This is a genomic window from Mycobacterium adipatum, from assembly GCF_001644575.1.
Lineage (GTDB): Bacteria > Actinomycetota > Actinomycetes > Mycobacteriales > Mycobacteriaceae > Mycobacterium > Mycobacterium adipatum.
The window spans coordinates 5,364,020-5,385,048 of sequence record NZ_CP015596.1; the positions used below are offsets into that span (position 1 = coordinate 5,364,020).

General features: G+C 65.0%; 21 protein-coding genes. 15 read left to right on the plus strand and 6 right to left on the minus strand.

Annotated elements, in window-relative coordinates; translation table 11 throughout:
• Positions 1-8 precede the first annotated feature (8 nt).
• Positions 9-965: a helix-turn-helix transcriptional regulator gene (locus A7U43_RS25535; protein WP_068000571.1), complete on the minus strand. Its 957-nt coding sequence runs from the start codon at positions 963-965 to the stop codon at positions 9-11.
• A 61-nt stretch (positions 966-1,026) separates the two neighbouring features.
• Between A7U43_RS25535 and A7U43_RS25540 the strand changes: the two genes are divergently transcribed.
• Both A7U43_RS25540 and A7U43_RS25545 read left to right on the plus strand, forming a co-directional pair.
• Complete coding sequence (locus tag A7U43_RS25540; RefSeq protein WP_068000575.1) at positions 1,027-1,557, plus strand: DinB family protein; 531 nt, start codon at positions 1,027-1,029, stop codon at positions 1,555-1,557.
• A gap of 1 nt (position 1,558) precedes the next feature.
• Positions 1,559-2,161: a DinB family protein gene (locus A7U43_RS25545; RefSeq protein ID WP_068000579.1), complete on the plus strand. Its 603-nt coding sequence runs from the start codon at positions 1,559-1,561 to the stop codon at positions 2,159-2,161.
• 69 nt (positions 2,162-2,230) lie between these two features.
• Here the strand turns inward: A7U43_RS25545 and A7U43_RS25550 are convergent, their stop codons facing one another.
• Together A7U43_RS25550 and A7U43_RS25555 are read right to left on the minus strand one after the other, a co-directional pair.
• Positions 2,231-3,079 (minus strand): hypothetical protein, encoded by an 849-nt coding sequence (locus A7U43_RS25550; RefSeq protein ID WP_068000582.1) that lies wholly within the window; start codon positions 3,077-3,079, stop codon positions 2,231-2,233.
• Between the two features lie 119 nt (positions 3,080-3,198).
• Positions 3,199-3,792, minus strand: coding sequence for a TetR/AcrR family transcriptional regulator (locus A7U43_RS25555; protein WP_068000585.1), 594 nt, complete (start codon positions 3,790-3,792; stop codon positions 3,199-3,201).
• Positions 3,793-3,869: 77 nt separating this feature from the next.
• On the opposite strand from A7U43_RS25555, the gene A7U43_RS25560 reads away from it, so the two are divergent.
• From A7U43_RS25560 to A7U43_RS25570, 3 genes are read left to right on the plus strand one after another with little or no spacing between them, the layout of a single operon-like run.
• Positions 3,870-4,859, plus strand: a complete 990-nt coding sequence (locus A7U43_RS25560) for an oxygenase MpaB family protein (RefSeq protein ID WP_068000589.1) — start codon at positions 3,870-3,872, stop codon at positions 4,857-4,859.
• Positions 4,860-4,914: 55 nt separating this feature from the next.
• Positions 4,915-6,267 (plus strand): ABC1 kinase family protein, encoded by a 1,353-nt coding sequence (locus A7U43_RS25565; protein ID WP_068000592.1) that lies wholly within the window; start codon positions 4,915-4,917, stop codon positions 6,265-6,267.
• Entirely contained in the window at positions 6,264-7,160 is an 897-nt protein-coding gene (locus A7U43_RS25570; RefSeq protein WP_068000595.1) for an alpha/beta fold hydrolase, read from the plus strand. Before A7U43_RS25565 ends, A7U43_RS25570 begins: the two co-directional genes overlap by 4 nt.
• Before the next feature lie 5 nt (positions 7,161-7,165).
• Here the strand turns inward: A7U43_RS25570 and A7U43_RS25575 are convergent, their stop codons facing one another.
• Genes A7U43_RS25575 through A7U43_RS25585 form a run of 3 tightly spaced genes read right to left on the minus strand, consistent with a single transcriptional unit; the run spans position 7,166 to position 9,650 of the window.
• Positions 7,166-7,630 carry a MarR family winged helix-turn-helix transcriptional regulator gene (locus A7U43_RS25575; protein WP_197499917.1) on the minus strand — a complete coding sequence of 155 codons (465 nt, stop codon included), beginning with the start codon at positions 7,628-7,630 and terminating at the stop codon, positions 7,166-7,168.
• A complete protein-coding gene (locus A7U43_RS25580; RefSeq protein WP_231963465.1) occupies positions 7,627-9,279 on the minus strand; it encodes a SulP family inorganic anion transporter in 1,653 nt (550 codons plus the stop codon). The genes A7U43_RS25575 and A7U43_RS25580 overlap by 4 nt, the downstream gene beginning before the upstream one ends.
• A complete protein-coding gene (locus tag A7U43_RS25585; protein WP_068000598.1) occupies positions 9,276-9,650 on the minus strand; it encodes an ArsR/SmtB family transcription factor in 375 nt (124 codons plus the stop codon). The genes A7U43_RS25580 and A7U43_RS25585 overlap by 4 nt, the downstream gene beginning before the upstream one ends.
• A gap of 76 nt (positions 9,651-9,726) precedes the next feature.
• Between A7U43_RS25585 and A7U43_RS25590 the strand changes: the two genes are divergently transcribed.
• The 10 genes from A7U43_RS25590 (at position 9,727) to rfaD (ending at position 21,012) form a co-directional block, all read left to right on the plus strand.
• The gene (locus A7U43_RS25590) at positions 9,727-10,146 is read left to right on the plus strand and encodes a DUF5313 domain-containing protein (protein WP_068000600.1); all 420 of its coding nucleotides are present in this window, start codon (positions 9,727-9,729) and stop codon (positions 10,144-10,146) included.
• Positions 10,147-10,236: 90 nt separating this feature from the next.
• Entirely contained in the window at positions 10,237-11,109 is an 873-nt protein-coding gene (locus A7U43_RS25595; protein ID WP_068000602.1) for a cyclopropane mycolic acid synthase family methyltransferase, read from the plus strand.
• Between the two features lie 177 nt (positions 11,110-11,286).
• Positions 11,287-12,171, plus strand: coding sequence for a cyclopropane mycolic acid synthase family methyltransferase (locus A7U43_RS25600; RefSeq protein WP_068000605.1), 885 nt, complete (start codon positions 11,287-11,289; stop codon positions 12,169-12,171).
• A gap of 48 nt (positions 12,172-12,219) precedes the next feature.
• A complete protein-coding gene (locus A7U43_RS25605; RefSeq protein ID WP_082902311.1) occupies positions 12,220-13,140 on the plus strand; it encodes an endonuclease/exonuclease/phosphatase family protein in 921 nt (306 codons plus the stop codon).
• A gap of 405 nt (positions 13,141-13,545) precedes the next feature.
• Entirely contained in the window at positions 13,546-14,001 is a 456-nt protein-coding gene (locus tag A7U43_RS25610; protein WP_068000610.1) for a hypothetical protein, read from the plus strand.
• A gap of 566 nt (positions 14,002-14,567) precedes the next feature.
• Positions 14,568-15,047: a hypothetical protein gene (locus A7U43_RS25615; protein WP_082902312.1), complete on the plus strand. Its 480-nt coding sequence runs from the start codon at positions 14,568-14,570 to the stop codon at positions 15,045-15,047.
• A gap of 84 nt (positions 15,048-15,131) precedes the next feature.
• Positions 15,132-16,952 carry a DUF4012 domain-containing protein gene (locus A7U43_RS25620; protein ID WP_418287662.1) on the plus strand — a complete coding sequence of 607 codons (1,821 nt, stop codon included), beginning with the start codon at positions 15,132-15,134 and terminating at the stop codon, positions 16,950-16,952.
• Between the two features lie 75 nt (positions 16,953-17,027).
• Entirely contained in the window at positions 17,028-18,422 is a 1,395-nt protein-coding gene (locus tag A7U43_RS25625) for a tyrosine-protein kinase domain-containing protein (RefSeq protein ID WP_068000613.1), read from the plus strand.
• 130 nt (positions 18,423-18,552) lie between these two features.
• Positions 18,553-20,010 carry a D-glycero-beta-D-manno-heptose 1-phosphate adenylyltransferase gene (gene rfaE2 / locus A7U43_RS25630; protein WP_068000615.1) on the plus strand — a complete coding sequence of 486 codons (1,458 nt, stop codon included), beginning with the start codon at positions 18,553-18,555 and terminating at the stop codon, positions 20,008-20,010.
• Positions 20,011-20,052: 42 nt separating this feature from the next.
• On the plus strand, positions 20,053-21,012 hold the full coding sequence (gene rfaD, locus A7U43_RS25635; RefSeq protein WP_231963736.1) for an ADP-glyceromanno-heptose 6-epimerase: 960 nt from the start codon (positions 20,053-20,055) through the stop codon (positions 21,010-21,012).
• The last annotated feature ends 17 nt before the right edge of the window (positions 21,013-21,029 follow it).

Genomic DNA, 21,029 nt, shown 5'->3' on the forward strand with positions numbered 1-21,029 from the left:
TTCGCCAGTCATCGGGCGCCTGCCCTGCGGAGCCGTTCCGCGGCGGTTCGCACCGCGTCGGCCACCTCGACCGGTTCGAGCACTTCGAACTCGCAGCCCGGCATGGCCAGGTAGAGCGCCATGATGGCGGGGTCGTCGGCGCCGGTGGTGAGGATGCAGGTGTCGGGTCCGTCCGCTTCGATCTGCACGGAGGCCGCCGAGAATGTCTGCGCCACAACATCGCGGGGAGCGTGGTAGCGCACCCGCGCCACGTAGCGGTACGGCGAGCTGGTGATGGCGCGCTGCACGTACTGCGCCGCGTCGGGGGCTTGTCGGGGGGTGAAGATGCTGCCCAGCGCCCGGACATCGGCCATCCGGTCCAGGCGCAGGCTGCGCCAGTCCTGCTTGTCCCGGTCGAACGTCAGCAGGTACCAGCGCCGCCCGGTGGTCACCAATTGGTAGGGCTCCAGCCGGCGGGCGGTGACGTTGCCCCGGATGTCGGTGTACCCGGCGTTGACGTGCTCGTGGTCGCGGCACGCCCGCGCCAGGGTCATCAGCACCTCGGGGTCCACCGGGACGTCGGTGTTGGTCGGGGTGAGCGTCACGGTGGTCTCGTGGACGGCGGCGACCTGCGAGCGCAACCGCGCCGGCATCACCTGGTCGAGTTTCGACAGCGCCCGCAGCGCCGACTCGCCGACGCCTGCCACGCTGCCGCCGGCGGCCAGCCGCAGGCAGACCGCCATGGCCACGGCTTCCTCGGGGTCGAGCAGCAGCGGGGGCAGTGCCGCGCCGGCACCGAGTTGATAGCCGCCGCCGTGCCCCGTGCTGGCGTGCACCGGATACCCCAGGTCACGCAGGCGCTCGACATCGCGACGCACGCTGCGGGTGGTCACTCCCAGACGCTCGGCCAGTTCCTCGGAGGTCCACACCCGCCGGGATTGCAGAAGTCCCAGCAGCTGCAGCACCCGTGCGGTGGTTTCCGACATGCCCACAGTCTGCCGAACTCTTAGGACAGAAGCTGTCCTAAATGGCTGTCAGGGTGAACGCATGAACACCGACCTCCTCGCCGACCAGTTGGACTTCCACTGGACGCATCAGCTGCGGCCCCGCCTCGACGGCCTGACCGATGACGAGTACTTCTGGCAGCCGGTCACCGACTGCTGGACCGTGCATCCCGACGGCCGCGTCGACTTCGTCTACCCCGAGCCCACGCCCACCCCGTTGACCACCATCGCCTGGCGGCTGGCGCACGTGATCGTCGGCGTCTTCGCCATGCGCAACCACTCGCATTTCGGCGGCCCGGCCGCGGACTACCAGAGCTGGACGTACGCCACCGATGCCGCGAGTGCGCTGGCCCAGCTGGACACCGAGTACCAGCGCTGGACCGCCGGCGTGCGTGCGCTCACCGAGGACGATCTGAACCGCCCGTGCGGACCGGCCGAGGGCCCGTACGCCGATGAACCGATGTCCGTGCTGGTGCTGCACATCAACCGTGAAGTGATCCATCACGGCGCCGAAATCGCCTTACTCCGAGATCTGTACACCCACAACCACATCAACAACGACCAGGAGAACTGACATGCCCGCAATGCCCCCACCGATCGCCGATGAGCGCGCCGGCCTCAAGGAGTACGTCGCCGCACAGCAGTACGCGTTCAAGGCCATCGCCTTCGGGCTCACCGATGAGCAGGCGCGTTCGGCCCCCTCGGTCAGCTCGCTGTCCATCGGCGGGTTGATCAAGCACGTCACCAACTGCCAGAAGGGCTGGATGGAGCGCGTCGCGGCGGCCCCCGAACTCACCGAGAGCGACAAGCGGCCGATGGAGGAGCAGGCGGGCGACTACGGCGACGAGTTCGTGATGCGCGACGACGAAACGCTGGCGCAGATCCTCGCCGCGTTCGACGCGCAGAACGCGGAGACCATCCGGTTGATCGAGACCTCGGATCTCGGTGCGGCCGTGCCGGTTCCGCCGGGTGTGCCGTGGTTCCCGAAGGACCTGCAAGCCTGGTCGGTGCGCTGGGTGATCTTCCACATCATCGAGGAGCTGGCGCGGCACGCCGGTCAGGGCGACATCATCCGGGAGAGCATCGACGGCGCGACGCTCTACGAACTGCTTGCCGGGTTGGAGGACTGGGAGCCCACCCCGTGGCTGACGCCGTGGGGTAAGGAAGCCGTCTCCTGATTTCCTGGCGAAACTCGCGTACCCGTCGCCAACTGACCCTTGCGAGCGACGGGTACGCGAGTTTCGCCGCTAGGGACGGCCATCCCAGCCGCGCGCGAGCAGCACCGCGCGGGCGTGCGCGACGATCTGCGCGCCGCGGTCTTCCTTGACGACGCGGATGAGGCTCCACTGCGCCCGTTGCAGTTCCCGACCGACCCACACATCACGGGCATACACCGTGCGATCGGTCAGATGCTGTTCCCCGTCATACTCGGCGCCGACCTTGTATTCCTCCCACACCATGTCGAGCCGCTTGATGTACCGACCTTCGGCGGTGTACACGACGAACTGCGTTGTCGGACTCGGCAATCCGGCGTCGACGAACAACATGCGCAGCCAGCTCTCCTGGGGAGATTCGGCACCTCCATCGACATGAGGGATAGCCTCCCGAAGGTCGACCAGGCCACGCGCGCGCGGGTGCACCTTGGTCAACAGCATGACGTCTTCGACCGCAAACGGTGCCGCATTCATCAGTGCGTCCATCCGCTTGATGGCGGGGATCCGCTTGAGTCGCCGGCCGAGATCGAACGCCGTGCGGGCGGGGGTGGTCACGGGGATGCCGCGCACGGTCATCACTTCATCCCTACCCAGCGTCTCCTCCCGTCCTTTCAGCCCGGGCTGCGGCCGGCACCGTCCGATCAGGTCGATGGTCACGTCGTCATCCACCCACTGCGCCCCGTGCAGGGCCGATGCCGCGGCGCCCGCGATCACGGCGCGCGGCACGGCCAGCCTGGCAGCAACGATCCTGTCGTGCAGGGTCGGCCGGCACCCCTTCGGAAGGTAGATCCCGCGGAACACCGGGGCGAAGCGGTGACGCAGTTGCCCCGCGGTCAGCGATCCGTCTGCCAGCGCGTCGGTGCCGCGGATGGGAATGGCCATGTCTTGTTGGACGCAGCAGCGTCGTCTGCGGATCCCCTCACGTGGCGAAACTCGCGTACCCGCAGTTCGCGAGGGTCAGTTGACGACGGGTACGCGAGTTTCGCCGCTTAGTGGGGCGGTCAGCGGAAGAAGGCCAGCGCGGCGTCGACCACGATGTCGAGGTCGGTGCCCAGCGTGCCGGACAGCCACTGCTGGGCCAGCTCGGCCATCGCGCCGGTGTACATCGCCGCGCCGATGCGGGTGGCCACGGGATCCGACCCCGGATGCAGCCGCGAGCCCTCCTCCAGCACCGCGGCGAGCAGCGCGTCCTGCAGGGCCGCCCGCCGCGCGGTCAGCACCGGGTTCGCCCGGGCGTCGGTGAACAACACCCGGCCCCGCCGCGGGTCGGCCGAACTGAAGCCCAGCACCGCCGCCATCCCGGCCCGGGTGCGCGCGGCGGGTGACTCCCCCACCGCGGCGATGCCGGCATCCACCTCGGCGGCGAGTTCGGCGGCCACCTTGTCGAACACCGCACCCAGGAGTTCGTCGGTGTCGGTGAAGCTCTCGTAGAAGTAGCGGGTGTTCAAGCCGCAGGCCCGGCAGACCGAGCGCACCGTCAGGGCCGCCTCGCCGCCGTCACCGAACAGCGCGTAGCCGGCGTCGACGAGCAGCCCGCGGCGTTCGGCGCGCCGGTCGTCCAGCGGCACGCCCGCCCACCGGGTCGGAGTCGACATCCACGCAGCCTACGTCTGGTCACATCCGTGACCAAACGGTAGTCTGGCTACAGATGTGACCAGAAAGGGGTTCCGGCGTGGACATGCCGCACCAGGTGCTTGGGCAGATGCTGCAGCGCAAGTTCGATCACGACATTCGCAGGCACTACTTTCGCGGCATGGAGTTCGCCGAGCCGGCCGGCGACCCGGGCTGGTTCGGCCCCGGCAGCGCCGTCTGGCACGTGCACTCGCACACCGAAGCGCTGATCTTCGGTCTGCAATGCGCGGCCTATATCGAGCGCCTCGACCCATCCATCTACTGGATGGGTATGCACCATTCGCGCCTGGTCAAACGGGACGAGCAGGGCAACGCGATCCCGGTCATCGACCCCAAGGGCGCCGCGGTGCGGCTCGGGCATTCCATCGCGTTCTTCATCGGCACCGCGTACGGCAATACCGAGACCGCCGAACGGGTTTCGCGGGCCGTGCGTTCGATGCACCACACCATCAAGGGCACCCGCCCCGACGGCGCGACCTATGACGCCGACGACCCCGACTGGCTGCGCTGGAACTACGCCACCGTGGTGTGGGGCATCGCGACGGCCCACGAGATCTACCACCCCAACCCGCTGCGAGGGAAGAAGCTGGACCGCTACTACGGCGAATTCGTCCGGGTCGGGCACGCGCTGGGCGGCACCGATCTGCCCGCCACCAAAGCCGAGACGCTGGAATGCCTGCACTCGTATCTGCCGCGGCTGGCGCTCACCCACGGGGCCGCGATGGCCACCGGATCGAATCTGCCGATGCCGCAGTCGGCGGTGGACTGGGCGATCCGCGACACGATGCCGAAATGGGCCAAGCAGCTGATCGGGCACACCGACCCCAATCCCATCGAGCGGGCGGCCCGGCGTGCGACGGTCTGGTCGATCATCAACGGGCTGCACACCGCGGCCGGCACCTCGATCGAGTTCCGCCAGGCCCAGGCCCGGGTTGCGGACGGCACCACCTGCGCGCACACCGAGCCGACATACGTGCTGGGTAGCGACCCGCAACTGGCTCGCGACGAGGTGGAGCACAGCTTCGCGTGACTGTGACCCCCGACACATTCTTGGGTGCTACCGCGGGTTTTGAGACACTGCAGGGATGAGTTCTTCGCCGAAGATCAAGCACCGCGAGCCCGCAAGGCTGGATCGGGTGCCATTGCCGGTCGAGGCCGCCCGTGTCGGCGCGACGGGCTGGCAGCTCACCCGCACCGGCGCCCGGGTGGCCACCAACCTGCTGAGCAAGGGATCGCTGCAGCAGAAGATCGCCAAGCAGATCCCGAAAACCTTCTCCGATCTGGGCCCCACCTATGTGAAGTTCGGGCAGATCATCGCATCCAGCCCGGGCGCCTTCGGTGAGCCGCTGAGCCGCGAGTTCCGCGGCCTGCTCGACCGGGTGCCACCGGCCGACCTGCAGTCGGTGCACAAGCTCTTCAAGGAGGAGCTCGGCGACACCCCGCAGAACCTGTTCAAGTCGTTCGACGAGAAGCCGTTCGCCTCGGCATCCATCGCCCAGGTGCATTACGCGACACTGCATTCCGGCGAGGAAGTGGTGGTCAAGATCCAGCGCCCGGGCATCCGCCGACGGGTGGCCGCGGATCTGCAGATCCTCAAGCGGGGGGCGCGCCTGGTCGAGTTCGCCAAGCTCGGGCAGCGGCTGTCCGCCCAGGACGTGGTCGCCGACTTCGCCGACAACCTGGCCGAGGAGCTGGACTTCCGGCTGGAGGCGCAGTCCATGGACGCCTGGGTGGCCCATATGCACGCCTCCCCGCTGGGCGCCAATATCCGTGTGCCCCAGGTGTATTGGGATCTCACCAGCGAGCGGGTGCTCACCATGGAACGCATCACCGGGGTGCGGGTCGACGATGTCGCCGCGATCCGCAAGAAGGGTTTCGACGGCGAGCAGTTGGTGAAGGCGTTGTTGTTCAGCGTGTTCGAGGGCGGTTTGCGGCACGGGCTGTTCCACGGTGACCTGCACGCCGGCAACCTCTACGTCGACGACGACGGCAAGATCGTGTTCTTCGATTTCGGCATCATGGGCCGTATCGACCCGCGCACGCGTTGGCTGCTGCGCGAGCTGGTGTACGCGCTGCTGGTGAAGAAGGACCACGCGGCCGCCGGCAAGATCGTCGTCATGATGGGCGCCGTGGGCACCGTCAAGCCCGAGGCGCAGGCGGCCAAGGATTTGGAGCGGTTCGCGACCCCGCTGACCATGTCCTCGCTGGGCGATATGAGTTACGCCGAGATCGGCAAGCAACTCTCCACCCTGGCTGACGCCTATGACGTCAAGCTGCCCCGTGAGCTGGTGCTGATCGGCAAGCAGTTCCTCTACGTCGAGCGGTACATGAAACTGCTGGCCCCGCGCTGGCAGATGATGAGCGACCCGCAACTGACCGGTTATTTCGCCAACTTCATGGTGGAGGTCAGCCGGGAGCACAAGGACGACGCCGAGTGAGGGTGCGCACCGGGACCGCCAAGTCCGGCGATCTGGACATCGCCTACGAGGACTTCGGCGACGAGGGCGATCCCGCGGTCCTGCTGATCATGGGTTTGGGCGCACAGCTTGTGTTGTGGCGCAAGGAATTCTGCGAGAAGTTGGTCAACCAGGGGTTGCGCGTCATCCGGTTCGACAACCGTGACGTCGGGCTGTCCTCGAAGCTGCCCGGCGCGCATAGCGGCGCACCGCTGGTCCCCCGGATGGCCCGCTCGCTCATCGGGGTGAAGAGCCCGGCCGCCTACACCCTGGAGGATATGGCCGACGATGCGGCGGCCCTGCTCGACCATCTCGGACTCGATCGCGCCCATATCGTCGGGGGCTCGATGGGCGGGATGATCGCTCAGGTTTTCGCCGCCCGGCACGCCGCCCGTACCCGTTCTCTCGGGGTGATCTTCTCCTCCAACAATCGGGCCCTGCTGCCGCCGCCGGGACCCAGACAGCTGCTGGCGCTGCTCCAGAAGCCCGCCGACACCAGCCGGGAAGCGGTGATCGCCAACACGATTCGGATGACGCGCATCATCGGCAGCCCCGGCTTCCCGGTGCCCGAGGACAAGGCGCGCGCCGACGCCATCGAGAGCTACGAGCGGTGCTACTGCCCGGCCGGCGTGGGCAGGCAGTTCGCGGCCATCCTGGGCAGCGGCAGCCTGCTGCCCTACAACCGTCAGACCAGTGCGCCGACGGTGGTCATCCACGGCAAGGCGGACAAGTTGATGCGCCCGTCCGGTGGCCGGGCGGTGGCGCGGGCCATTCCGGGTGCGCGGCTGGTGCTCTTCGACGGGATGGGCCACGAACTGCCCGAACCGCTGTGGGATGACATCATCGGCGAACTCAAATCCAACTTCTCGGCCTGAGCGCGTCAACCCGATCCGAGGTTGGCGGCGGCCACAGTGCTCAGCGCCACCGCACAGGTGCGCAGGGCCACCGTGGACACGTGCCCGCCGAAGAACTCGGCCACCACCACATCGACGATCGGTTGAGCCCTGCGCAGCACATCGCGACCGGTGTCGGTGAGCTCGGCCCACGTCGCCCGGCGGTCCTCCGGGACGGAAACGCGGCGCACCCAGCCGGAAGTCTCCATTCGCGCCACCAGCCTTGTCGTGCCGCTGCGCGAGATCATCAGTTCGGCAGCCAGCGAGCCCATCCGTAGCCGCCCGCCCCCGCGGTGCAACGCATCAAGCACTTCCCGCTCGGCGTAGACGATGCCTGCGCCGGCTCGCAGTTGATCGTTCAGCGCGGTGAACAGCAGTGAGTCGGCGCGGTACAGCGCACGCCATGCCGCCAACTGGTCCACGGTTGCCCGCAGGTTCGCACCGTTGCTCACCGACTATCACCGGCGGTGGCGTGCCGGCGCGCGTGCCGGACAGCCTCGTCGAGCGAGTCGATGAGGTGGTTCTCGTGGCGCAGCGATTCGATGATGCCGACGTTCGCGAGCAGGCTGCGGTGTTCGGGCTGGACCCCCTTGATGATGACGGTGATCCCCCGCGACTCCAGCTCCTCGGCGATGCAGCCCAGCGCGTGCGCCCCGGTGGCGTCGAGCATGCCCAGCTGGGACAGCCGAATGATCACCACCTTGGTCTCGGGATGGGAAGCATCGAGGATCTCGGCCGAAATGCGTTCAGCGGCACCGAAGAACATCGCACCATCGAGGCGCAGCAGCACAATGTGCTCATCGCCGGGCTGGTAGGGAGACGGCAGGTCCTCGCGCTGGACACCGCTGCGACGCGCCACGGCCGACAGAGCGAAGACCGCGGTCACCAGGATCCCGATCTCCACGGCCTGGATCAGGTCGAAACAGACGGTGACCACCGCGGTGACCGTGAACGCGGCGGCCGCCGGGCGGCTGGACCGGATGATCCTGACGATCAGCCGCCAGGAGATCATCCGGACCGCCGTCACCATCAGCACCGCGGCCAGGGCCGCCAGCGGGATCGCCCCGACCGGGCCGCTGACGAGGTAGACCACCCCCAGCAGCAGGATCGAATGGATGATCGCCGCCATCCGGGTGCGGGCGCCGGACCGGACGTTGACCGCCGTGCGCGCGATCGCGCCGGTGGCGGGCATCCCGCCGAAGAATCCCGAGGCCACCGAGGCCAGGCCCTGCCCGACGAGTTCCCGGTTGGGGTCATACCCGCCGGCCTCCGACATCGTGGCCGCGACCCGCGCCGAGAGCAGCGATTCGATGGCCGCCAGCGCCGCGACCGCGACGGCCGCCCCCAGCAGGGTTTCCATGGTGGCGAGGTCGGCCCGCGGCAGCACCGGGGTGGGCAACTGCGAGGGCAACACCCCGATGCGGGCCGTCGTCAGTCCCGCCACCGCCACCAGCACCGTGGCCGCCACCACCGCCGCCAGCGATGACGGGATCGCCGGGTGCAGACGCGGCAGGACCAGCATCGAGACGACCACGACGGCCACCACGGCGAGTGCGGGCCACAGCGTGGCGGCGTCGGCCTGCATCACCACGTGCGCCGCGGCGACCAGTGGACGCTGTCCCTCCGGGGTGGATTCGCCGATCGCGGCGGGTATCTGCTGCAGGAAGATGATGATCGCGATGCCGAGGGTGAAGCCCTCGATGACGGGCCACGGGATGAAGGTCACCGCACGGCCCAGACCGGTCACCCCGGCCACCACGACGATGACACCCGCCAACGCGGTCACCAGCGCGACACTGCCCACCCCGTGCTGGGCGACGATCGGTGCCAGGACGACGGCCATCGCGCCGGTCGGGCCGGACACCTGAACGTGTGAGCCGCCGAAGACTGCGGCCACCACGCCGGCGACCACCGCGGTCACCAGACCGGCGGCGGCCCCCACACCGGAGCTGATCCCGAAGGCCAGCGCCAGCGGAAGCGCGACGACGCCGACGGTGATGCCGGCCAGTGCATCCCGTCGCCAGGATCGCCGCAGCCCGGCGTAGTCGGCGCGGTTCGGCAGCAGCGGCAGCACCCGCTCGCGGAGGACGCGGCTGTTCACGGCGAGGTGCCGATGGGGGGTAGCGACTCGATGACGTCGAGCTGGTCACGCTGCGCGGAGAGCGTGTCGGTGAGGAAGATCCGGGCGATGACGAGCAGCTCGGCGAGTTTCGGATGGGCCAGCTCGTAGAACACCGCGTTGCCGGAGCGCTGGCCGCGGACTACGTGATGTCGCTTCAGGACGGCCAGGTGCTGCGAGAGCTGCGTCGGCTCGATATCGCTGTCGGCCAGGATGGCGCTCACCGGTGTCGGGGTGGCGCTGGTCGACAGTATTTCGAGCACCCGGATGCGCGCGGGGTGCGCCAGGGCCTTGAACAGATTGGCCTTGATCTCGTACAACGGCTGCTCAGGACCACCGGAGAAGCTGTCCATCGGCCGTCACCACCTTCACGATTTGATGGATTGCAATAATTCGCAATCCATCATACCAAGGGCTAGGCTCGCCGAAATGCGGACTCAGCGGACATCCCTCACCAGGCCTCGGGCCCTGCAGTACATCGGCTACTGCTACGGCAAGCGGCTACCCGATTCGATGCGCCCCTGGGTCGCCAATGACCTGGCCGGGCCCGGCGCGACCGTCCGCATGATGTGCCGCGTCGCGGTGCCGGCCATCGCGATCCTGGCGCCGATCTGGTTCATCCCGATGTCGCTCTACCTGCACGTGAGCATGACGTTGCCGATCTTCATCCCGTTCGTCTTCTTTTCGCACGCCCTCAACAAGGTGTGGCGCCGGCACATGCTGGCCAAGCACGGTCTCAACCCCTACCTCGTCGACGCGATCTCCCGGCAACGCAACGCGCACGTCCACCGGGCCTACGCCGAGCGCTACGGACCCCGATCTGGGCCGACGAGTAGCCACGACATCTGAGGCGCCGCCGGGCGGGCCGCGGCGTAGCATTCCCGCGTAAGACCGGTCACGCCCACCGGGGCGCGAACACGGTCGCCGTGGGGGGCACGCATGGCCGAACGCAAGAAGACACTGCAGCCGAACTTCACCGACGTGCAGGCGCATTACGACCTGTCCGACGAGTTTTTCGCGCTGTTCCTCGATCCCACCAGGACCTACAGCTGCGCCTACTTCGAGCGTGACGACATGTCCCTTGAGCAGGCCCAGCTGGCGAAGATCGATCTGTCGCTGGGCAAGCTGGGCCTACAACCGGGCATGACGCTGCTCGACGTCGGCTGCGGCTGGGGCGCGACGATGATGCGGGCGATCGAGAAGTACGACGTCAACGTCATCGGACTGACCCTGAGCGAGAACCAGAAGGCCTTCGTGGAGGGCGAGTTCGCCCGACCGGAGAGCCCCCGCGACAAGCGCATCCTGCTCAAGGGCTGGGAGGAGTTCGACGAGCCCGTCGACCGGATCGTCTCCATCGGGGCGTTCGAGCATTTCGGCTTCGAACGCTATGACGCCTTCTTCGCGATGGCGTACAACGCGCTGCCCGCGGACGGGGTGATGTTGCTGCACACCATCTGCGGCAAGAGATTCGACCAGCTCACCGCCGAGGGCATTCCGCTGACCTTCGAAGTCGCCCGGTTCGTCAAGTTCATCCTGACCGAGATCTTTCCGGGCGGACGGCTCCCCTCGATCGAGAAGGTCGAGGAGCACGCGGTTCCCGCCGGTTTCACCGTGACACGACGCCAGTCCCTGCGGTTCCACTACGCGCGCACGCTGGACCTCTGGGCCGAGGCGCTAGAGTCACATAAGTCCGAGGCCATCGCGATCCAGTCCGAAGAGGTATACGAGCGCTACATGCGATACCTCACCGGCTGCGCGAACGGCTTCCGGGTCGGCTACATCGACGTCAATCAGTTCACGATGAAGAAGTAGTTGCTCAAACAACTGAACGATCCATTCCGCGGTGGTCAAGACACGGCCTAAGCAGGGATTCAAGACACGCTGCGAGCGTCCCGAGTGACGGGGCTCACTGCAGGTAGGGTCTGCACCGAGCGGGCGCCCCAACCTGGTGGACGCTGCAGTGCACCATCGAGAAGGGCAATCGCTTCAATGTCTGATAACTCAACCGGCACTGCGGAAATGCGACCACACTTCGAAGACATCCAGGCGCACTACGACTTGTCGGATGACTTCTTCGGCGTATTCCAAGATCCGACCCGCAAGTACAGCTGCGCCTACTTCACCGGCCCCAAGGTGACGCTGTCCGAGGCCCAGATCGCCAACGTCGACCAGCACCTCGACCGGCTCAACCTCAAGCCCGGCATGACCCTGCTGGAGGTGGGCTGCGGTTGGGGCCTGACCCTGCAGCGTGCGATGGAGAAGTACGACGTCAACGTCATCGGGCTGACCCTGAGCAAGAACCAGCAGGCCTACTGCAACCAGTTGCTCGGCGGCATCGACTCGCAGCGCTCGTTCGACGTGCGCCTGGAGGGCTGGGAGCAGTTCTCCGGTTCGGTCGACGCGATCGTGTCGATCGAGGCATTCGAGCATTTCGGCTTCGAGCGCTACGACGCCTTCTTCTCGACCTGCTTCAACAGCCTGCCCTCGGGCGGCCGGATGACCATCCAGAGCAGCTGCGGCTACCACCCCAACGACCTGGCGGCCCGCGGTAAGAAGCTGACCTTCGAACTGGCACGGTTCGCCAAGTTCATGATCGACACGATCTTCCCCGGCGGCCGCATCCCCAGCACCCAGATGATGGTGGACCACGGCGTCAAGGCCGGCTTCACCGTCCCCGAGGTGCTCTCGCTGCGCAATCACTACATCAAGACCCTGGGCATCTGGGCCGCCCGCCTGGAACACAACAAGGATCAAGCGATCGCCGCGGCCGGCGAGCAGCACTACGACGACTACATGCGCTATCTGACGGGCTGCCAGTACTACTTCGTCGACGAGACGCTCGACGTCAGCCTGGTCACCTACGTCAAGCCGTAGCTTTCCCTTGCGCGACAGCGGGTTTCACCATCACGGTGAGGCCCGCTGATGCGTGTTCTGGGACTGTTGCTCCTCGCCGTCGCCGCGGCGGCCCTGGCCGCACGCTTCACACCGGCGAGCAACCGCTGGATACTGGCCGGCGCCGCCCTCTCGCCCTATCTGATGCTGGGCGCGCCGCTGGCAGTGTTGGCGTTCGGAGTGTCACGGCATTGGACGCTGGTATCGGTGGCCGCGGTGCTCACCGTCGTCGTGTTGGCGGTGCAGGCGCCGCGGTATATCGGGAGCCCGGCCCCCGATACCGGGGCGGCGCTGCGCTTCGTCTCGGCCAATCTGCTGCTCGGTGAGGCCGATCCGGCGGCGGTGACCGCGCTGGCGGCCGAGCACGCCGACATCCTCGCCGTGCAGGAGCTCACCCCGGAGCTCTCCGCGGCACTGTCGCGCGCGCTGGCGGCGGACTTCCCGTACTCGGCGCTGCGCCCCCGGGACCGCGCGGCGGGCGTGGGTCTGTGGAGCAGATATCCGATCACCGCCTCGGGTAGCGACGAGAGCTTCAGCCGCGGGTTGATCTATGCCCGGGTGCAGGTGCCGGGGGTCGACGCCGAGACGATCGTGCTGTCCACCCACATGCCGCCGCCGCGTTCGGCATTCGCGTCCTGGCGCACCGACATCACCCGCCTGGGCCCGGCGCTGCGCGAGCTGCCCGATGACGGCCCGATCGTGATCGGCGCTGACCTCAATGCCTCACCCGATGTCCGCGAGTTCCGCCAGCTGCTGACCGACGGTTATCGCGACGGCGCCGCCCAGGCCGGGGCCGGCCTGACCCGCACGCACCCGAGCAATGTGATCATCCCGCCGCTGCTGGCGGTGGACCACATCATCACCCGTGACGCCACGGTCACCTCGCTGCGCACGGTGGAGGTCGCCGGATCCGATCACCTGGCGCTGGTGGCGACAGTGGTGTTGGGCTGAGCGGCGACCGCCATGTGCAGCAACGCCGATGGCGGTGTGGCCGCACGGCTCGGACGCACACGCTGACCACGCGCACGCGCGCAGCCGCTCCCTCCATGGTTGACGTCGATCACCGCCTCGGCAGCCGTCGGACCTGCGCCATCGGTGAGCAGCGTCAAGCACAGCAAAATATTGCGCCAGCGATTCGGTTCGCTGGCGGCCCGCCAGCTAACACGAAAGACATGCACCGAACGACGATTCGGGCGAAATATCCGTGCCTTCGCAAGGACATGCACACCCCCGCCGGGGCTGGCCGCGCGCACTGCCCGCACCGCGTCACAAGTCTAAGAAAGCAGGCTTAACCTGCATGAAAACGGCGTCGGCCGGTAATCTCCTGCGCATCATTCGTCACACGGAGGGGAAACAATGTCGGCAATCGTCAAAAGGGTCAGTTCCGGTGTCGCCGCCGGCGTCATTTTCGCGGTAGCAACGGTGTCACCGATCACGGCCGCAAATGCCGACACCGGGATCGCCGTGGGCTCACTGGGCTCGCAGGTGGGCTCGGCCCAGTGCGTTCCCACTGCCACGACGTCCTGCGAACCGGTCGGCCTGCCGACTGCCGCGGCACTGGCCGCGGATCCGACCTTCCCCGACAGCCTCATTCAGAACGACTTCTGGTGGCTCGGCCGCGCGAACCCGAACGCGCCGCCGCGGGCCACCATTCTGGAGTTCACCCCGATGAGCCTGGTGCCCGGCTTCCTCAAGCCGGTCTACGGCTGGTTCACGGCGAAGTGGGATGTCGAGCTGTGCGTCTTCGGCCTCACCGCGACCGTCGGCCCGTACGGGACCACCACCGTGTCGATCGGCCGCGGCTGCAACTAGGCACGGTCGACACGCAGAACCGGTTGCCACACCTCATCTCGGTGCCCGCTGCGCACCACCACACTCACTGCACGGTAGAACGATGCCGTTGCCGAACATTCGGTGGTGCACATCGGCCGTGCCGCGCGGCCACCAGAGATCAATATGCAGCAACGTCAATAATGCGAGGCGCCGACGTCCGAGTCGACTGTGGCCCGTCAAAACTGGCTACGTCGGAGCCGCCCGGCGAGCCGAACCACGATATGCCGCTCGACCTCGACCGATCGGCGCAACGCACCCCCTTCCCGTGCACACGATGTCGATTTCAGTTACTTCTACGGCCCCATCGCGTCAATCCAAGAATCACCGCCCAGCAAACTCTGGCAAATCCTGTTCCGCGGCCTATTCGGACCCGATCAGAACCGTTTGCAATTGCAATTTTTTTGCGACAAACATCCCTGACGAGAATTCCGAAACGCAGCCGTCACATCGATCAAAGATGGCCTACGAGCTGCAGCGATTCTGTTGACAGCTCGCTCACAGCGTGCGATGCTTTAGCCAACTTCAGGTCCGGCCAAGGGGGACAAATGTCAGCTATCGCGCGCAAGATCAATATCGGCATAGCCGCGGGTGCGATGGCCGCCGCAGCAACTCTCACGCCGGTCAACGTCGCACACGCGCAGCCACTACCAGCCCCGACCAGCGCGTTGGGCGGAATGGCCGGCGGGCTCGATGACGAAGGATGCGTGACGATCACCGGAGCACCCTGTGCTTCTGCGTTCGTCTCCGCCGCGGCGGATGGCCCGTCAGCGGCAGCCACCCCCGGCAGCATTGTGCGGAGCATCTTCCAGAACGATCTGTGGTGGATCGGCCGGGCGAACCCGACACCCCCGCCGCGGGCCGACGTCCTCGTATTCACTCCGCTCAGCTTGATTCCCGGGTTTCTCAAGCCGGCGTACAGCTGGTTCACGCAGAACCTAAACTTCGAGGCATGCTTCCTTGGGGCGTCCGTGACAGTCGGACCGTACGGAACCACGACCGTAGCCGTCGGGCGAGGCTGCGCCTAGTTTTGACGAGCTGCACAGAATCCCATTCCATCGGCGCGGATCCGTTTCCTGGATCCGCGCCGAACTCTTCGGGAAGCGCGCTGAGTGCCGAAAACTGAATCCGTCGACGATGACGACCAGGACGGACGATTCGACAAGTTCGGCACCCGCCGGCACCGCCGCTCGATCCTCATCGGAAGCCTGATCGCGCTGGCGGTCGTCGTGGTCTTCGCTGGGTGGCTCGCCAAAAACGCACTCGACGCGAAGGATGGCCTCGAGCAAGCGGGCACCAACGCGCAACAAGCGAAAGAAGCCTTGCAGCAGGGCAATTCCGAGGGGGCCTCGAGTTCGGCCAAGGACGCCCAATTCCATGCACAGCAGGCCCGGGACGCAACGCACTCACTGCCATGGGTTGTCGCTTCGGCTATTCCCTGGCTCGGCAGCCCATTCGAGACAGGCCAGCAGATCTCCGAGGTCGTCCTCGGGCTTGCGAACAACGTCCTCGTGCCCGCCGCCGAAGCCGGAACTGCACTCTCACCAGACCGCCTCATCGACGGTAGCCGGGTGGATGTCCAACTCCTCCGCGCCGAAGAGCCCAAGCTCAGCGAGATCTCGGTGGCTGCGACACGCCTCAACGCCCAGGCACAAGGCATCTCCGACCCTCGTTACATTTCCACGCTCCGCGACGCCCGTGCACAGCTGCAAGAGCAAACGTCCGACATCACTGGGCTGCTGGAGAACACTGCACTGGCCGCCCGCCTGGCACCGGCAATGATGGGGGCCGACGGCCCACGTTCATATTTCATGGCGTTCCAGACCAATGCGGAGGCCCGTGGTACCGGTGGCCTGCTCGGCGGGTTCGGTGTCCTTCGCTTCGACAACGGGATCGGGACCGTGGACACCCTCGGCGCCAACACCGCGCTGGACAAGCCCTTCGCTCCCATCGACCTTGGCCCAGAGTTTGCCGAAACGTACGGTTACGCCAACCCTTTCGGGGATTTTCGAAACAGCAATTTGAGTTCGCATTTCCCCTACGCGGCCCAGATCTGGCGATCCATGTGGGCACAGCAGACCGGTATGAATGTCGACGGAGTTGTCGCTATCGACCCGTTCGCCCTCAGCTACATGTTGGGTGCGGTCGGCCCAGTCACGTTGGCCGACGGTGAACAGATCACCAAGGACAATGTCGTCGAACTGACCGAGTCCACCGCGTACAGCCGCTTCCCGAACGACCAGGCGGCGCGCAAACAGTACCTGCAGGACATTGCCAGCGCAGTCGTCAACAAAATGACGACATCGGTCGGCTCGCCACGGGCTTTGCTCGACGCACTCGGCAAGGCAGTCGGTGAGGGTCGTATCGCCGTGTGGAGCTCCGTGCCGGCCGAGCAGGAAATGTTGGAGCAGACGCCGCTCGCCCACATAGTTCCCGACGATTCCGCTCCGTACGCCGAGGTGGTCATCAACAACCTGGCCGGCAACAAGATGGACTACTACCTGGAACGCGAAATCGAGTACGTCGCCGACGGATGTGACGGCGAGACCAGGAACTCGACGGTGACCGTCAGGCTGAAGAACGCGGTGCCGGATGGACCGCTGCCGGAGTACGTGACCAGCGCGGGCGGGCTGAATCCGGATATCCCCGTTGAGCTACCGAATGGCTCCATGGTCACATCGGTGCGCCTCCTAGCAACCGCAGGTGCCAAGCTGGAGAGCGCGCTATCCAACGGCGAGAAGGTTGCGGTCGTTGCCGGCACGGAGCGAAACCACCCGACCTTCGAGATTCAGGTGGCCATACCGCCAGGACAGTCTGGAGATCTCACTTTCCGGCTTTCCGAACCAACGGTGGCGGGTGAAGCTCGTGTTGCCATTCAGCCCTTGGTCGACGCAGTCACTCCCGTAGTATCGGTTCCTCAATGCCTGGGTTAATCCCCAGTAGCACAGCACTTCACGTTGGCAGGGCGTTCATGCCCATAGGTTTGGGTTAGTAGTAAAGGGGCGGCGTTGAATCTCCAGGACTTCGTGAAACTGCTCCGCACCCGATGGGTCACAATCTGTGTGGTCGTGCTCGCGTCGGTCCTGGGAGCCGCGGTCCTGACCCTAATCACCACACCGCTCTATCAAGCGTCAACCCGCCTATTCGTGTCCACCGCAGCGGGCTCGTCGTTGTCCGAGACCTATCAAGGCAATCGCTTCTCACAGGAGCGTGTCGTGTCCTACGCGGAGTTGCTCTCCGGACGGACGCTTGCAGAGCGCACGATCGACAAGCTCGGGCTTGACATGACAGCTGAGGAGCTTCAAAGCAATCTCACGGCCAGCGCGAAGCCAGATACCGTGCTCATCAATGTCCACGTGGTCGACGCCTCACCGGTGAGGGCGCGCGATATCGCGAACACGCTGTCCGACGAGTTCGTCACCCTCGTACGCGAATTGGAAACCCAGGAAGACGGGACGAAGCCCGACTCGCGCGTCGTTGTGGAAGAGCGTGCAGCTATTCCGGAGTCGCCGGTTGCGCCTAAACCAATGCGTAACATTGCCGTTGGCCTCGGATTAGGGCTTCTAGTCGGTATCGGCCTGGCTGTCCTGCGCGATATGCTGGATAACACCGTCAAAACCCGCGAAACCGTGGAAGAGATCACAGGACACGGGCTTGTCGGCGCCGTGCCAATGGACAAAGAGCGCCGCAAGAATGTGGCGATCTCGTTCGATACCGATAACTCGGCTATCGCCGAGGCGTTTCGCAAACTTCGAACCAACTTGCAGTTCTTGGCGGTAGACAATCCGCCCCGCGTCATCGTGGTCACGAGTTCGATGCCGTCGGAGGCAAAGTCTACGACCGCGGTAAATCTTGCACTCGCGCTGGCCGAAGCAGACCACAATGTCGTGCTCATTGATGGAGACCTGCGACGCCCAACATTGCACAAGAAACTAGACCTGGTCGGCACGGTTGGTCTCAGTACAGTGATAAGTGGCGTTTCCTCGTTGTCCGAAGCCATGCAAAAGACGCGGTTCCCGAGGCTGACGGTTCTCACCTCCGGAGTTGTCCCACCTAACCCAAGCGAGCTACTCGCATCGCAGGCCGCCAAGACCTTGCTTTCGGAGCTGAAAGACGAGTTCGACTACGTCATCATTGACTCGACGCCGTTGCTTGCCGTCACAGATGCAGCGATCTTGGCTGCCGGCGCTGACGGCGTGCTGATGATGGTTCGCTTCGGACAGACCAAGCGAGATCAGCTCGCGCATGCCGTCAGCAATCTCGAGGATGTGGGCGCGCCCTTGCTCGGCGCGGTTCTCACGATCGTCCCGACCCGCGGAGGCGGCTCCTATAGCTATAACTACAGCTACTACGGAGAGGGCCCCGTCACGCGTCGGCCCTCACAGTCCACATCCGATGGCTGACAGCAAGGAACACGCCGATCACTGCCAAAGATGCGCTACCAAGCCACAATTGATGACTGGCTAAGTCAGCAGGTGACTACTACCGCCTCCTGCTAACCTGAGAGCTAATAGGCACCGCGGAGGGCAAGCGATGGAACGCGCAGTTATCGAATCGCTATCCGGCAGAACGATCGTTATCGTTGGCGACTTGATGCTTGATCGTTTCGTATACGGAATGATCGAGCGGATATCACCCGAAGCTCCTATCCCCGTTTTGAAAACTGGAGATGTAAAAGCGATGCTCGGCGGCGCCGGCAACGTCGCCCGGAACATCGCCGCACTCGACGGCAGAGCACTACTACTTGGAGCGGTCGGCGATGACGACGAAGGCGCGCATATTTCCGAAATCCTCTGCCCAGCAGTGGGGATCGAGGCACGCCTCGCCGTTTCTCGAAAGCACCCGACAACAGTCAAGACCCGCTTTGTTTGCGAAGGACAGCAAGTTCTACGCGTCGATCGAGAAGATGTTGGATTAGACCGCGAAGCACTAAGCGAGATCGAAACCGCATTTGGCAATGTACTCCATGGCGCAGACGCCATCATCTTGTCAGATTACGCAAAAGGTGTCTTGACACGCGACAGTATTCGCTCCCACATCGACGCTGCCAACGCTGCGGGCATCCCCGTGATAGTCGATCCCAAATCTCGGGATCTCACTATCTATCGCGATGCGGCTGTCATCACCCCCAACGCCCACGAGGCATCGATTGCAACCGGCCACGACTGCTCGACGAATGACGGCGTGGGCAGGGCTGCGGAAGCGATCCTCGCCGGTGGCAGTATCGGCGCAGTCTTGATCACGCGCGGCGCTCTGGGCATGACTCTGCTGGCGCCGGCAGCCGGAGTTGAAACACCTCTGCACATTCCAACACGAGCATCGTCGGTCTACGACGTGTCTGGCGCCGGCGACACCGTGATCGCGACCCTCGCACTAGCACTATCCGCCGGTGCGGCCATCACAGTTGCCGCGGAGATCGCTAACAGCGCAGCTCAGATCGTCGTCCGCAAGTCTGGTACCGCCGCCGTCAGCGCGGAAGAGCTACTTCAATCAATCGAAAGCGCCGAAAGGTCTTCCTTGACAACACGGGAGCGGGCCGTGGTCCAAGTCGCGCAATGGCGAAGCGAAGGACTCAAAGTTGGCTTCGCGAACGGCTGTTTCGACCTGGTACATCCTGGTCACGTTTCACTACTGCGTCGGGCGCGCGACGAATGCGACCGGCTCGTCGTGGCATTAAATACCGATGCCTCGGTCAAACGGCTCAAGGGTGAAAGCCGGCCAGTCCAAGACGAGGCCTCACGCGCCGAGGTCATTGGTTCACTGCGGAGCGTAGACCTGGTCACGCTATTCGATGAAGACACGCCCTTGGAGCTAATCAACATGTTGCGGCCGGATGTGCTGTTCAAAGGCGAAGACTACGAGGTTCACGAAGTGGTAGGCGGTGATATCGTCGAACAGTGGGGTGGCCGCGTATCGCTGATTCCGTTGAAGCAGGGGCATAGCACGACGAACATCATCACGCGGTCCGAACGTACTTCGTCAGGATCCTGAAAGAAGCCGACCATACACATTGTCACCGGCGGGGCCGGATTCATAGGGTCGAACGTAGCGGCCGCCCTCGATGAGCGCGGTGAAGATATTGCAATTGTCGACACGTTCGGCAGCGATGACCTCAAATGGCGCAATGTCGCTAAACGGCGAGTGCGCGAGTTGCTAACACCTGATCAGCTGCCGGCGTTTCTGGCGGGTAGTAATGGCGGCATCGATTCCATCATCCATATGGGCGCGATCTCTACAACGGTGGAGAAGGACGTCGACCTGATAATTCGGAATAACTTCCGCGGGTCGGTAGATCTCTGGAATTGGTGCGCCACACATGATGTTCCCTTCGTCTACGCTTCCTCTGCTGCGACATACGGCGACGGAAAGAACGGCTTCGCCGATGATTTTGATCAAGCTGCGCTTGCAACACTTCGCCCACTCAACCCTTATGGGTGGAGCAAGCATGTGTTCGATCGATGGGTCCACGCCGAGCAACGGGCAGGCCGCAGCCAGCCACCAAAGTGGGCTGGCCTCAAGTTCTTCAACGTGTACGGCCCAAATGAGTACCACAAAGGGGGCCAGAGAAGCGTCGCTGTTCAGCTGTTTGAGCAAATCAACAGCAGCGGTGTGGCACAACTGTTCAAGTCCGATAACCCGCAGTATGCCGACGGCGGTCAGGTCCGCGACTTCGTCTGGGTAGGTGATTGTGTATCCGTCGCGCTGTGGATGCTTGGGACCGATGAGGCACCTAATTCTGTGTACAACGTAGGTTCCGGAGTCGCTCGAACGTTCGAGGACAAAGCGCGAATTACCTTTGCTTTACTAGGGATACCCCCAAATATCGAGTTCATCGACCTCCCAGAGAGTCTTCGCGGCAAGTATCAGTACTTCACGCTTGCCGCGCTCGACAAACTGCGAGCCGCTGGGTACGACAGGCCTATGGCCTCCCTCGAAGAAGGTCTCGAAACCTACATCCAAAGCTACCTACTAAGGGAAGACATCTTTCGCTGACGGCAGATGGAAGAGGG

Excerpts from the sequence above, each read along its gene's own strand:
- A7U43_RS25535 (WP_068000571.1), bottom strand. The coding sequence starts at position 965 with ATGTCGGAAACCACCGCACGGGTGCTGCAGCTGCTGGGACTTCTGCAA.
- A7U43_RS25540 (WP_068000575.1), top strand. The coding sequence starts at position 1,027 with ATGAACACCGACCTCCTCGCCGACCAGTTGGACTTCCACTGGACGCAT.
- A7U43_RS25545 (WP_068000579.1), top strand. The coding sequence starts at position 1,559 with ATGCCCGCAATGCCCCCACCGATCGCCGATGAGCGCGCCGGCCTCAAG.
- A7U43_RS25550 (WP_068000582.1), bottom strand. The coding sequence starts at position 3,079 with ATGGCCATTCCCATCCGCGGCACCGACGCGCTGGCAGACGGATCGCTG.
- A7U43_RS25555 (WP_068000585.1), bottom strand. The coding sequence starts at position 3,792 with ATGTCGACTCCGACCCGGTGGGCGGGCGTGCCGCTGGACGACCGGCGC.
- A7U43_RS25565 (WP_068000592.1), top strand. The coding sequence starts at position 4,915 with ATGAGTTCTTCGCCGAAGATCAAGCACCGCGAGCCCGCAAGGCTGGAT.
- A7U43_RS25585 (WP_068000598.1), bottom strand. The coding sequence starts at position 9,650 with ATGGACAGCTTCTCCGGTGGTCCTGAGCAGCCGTTGTACGAGATCAAG.
- A7U43_RS25590 (WP_068000600.1), top strand. The coding sequence starts at position 9,727 with ATGCGGACTCAGCGGACATCCCTCACCAGGCCTCGGGCCCTGCAGTAC.
- A7U43_RS25595 (WP_068000602.1), top strand. The coding sequence starts at position 10,237 with ATGGCCGAACGCAAGAAGACACTGCAGCCGAACTTCACCGACGTGCAG.
- A7U43_RS25600 (WP_068000605.1), top strand. The coding sequence starts at position 11,287 with ATGTCTGATAACTCAACCGGCACTGCGGAAATGCGACCACACTTCGAA.
- A7U43_RS25605 (WP_082902311.1), top strand. The coding sequence starts at position 12,220 with ATGCGTGTTCTGGGACTGTTGCTCCTCGCCGTCGCCGCGGCGGCCCTG.
- A7U43_RS25610 (WP_068000610.1), top strand. The coding sequence starts at position 13,546 with ATGTCGGCAATCGTCAAAAGGGTCAGTTCCGGTGTCGCCGCCGGCGTC.
- A7U43_RS25615 (WP_082902312.1), top strand. The coding sequence starts at position 14,568 with ATGTCAGCTATCGCGCGCAAGATCAATATCGGCATAGCCGCGGGTGCG.
- rfaE2 (WP_068000615.1), top strand. The coding sequence starts at position 18,553 with ATGGAACGCGCAGTTATCGAATCGCTATCCGGCAGAACGATCGTTATC.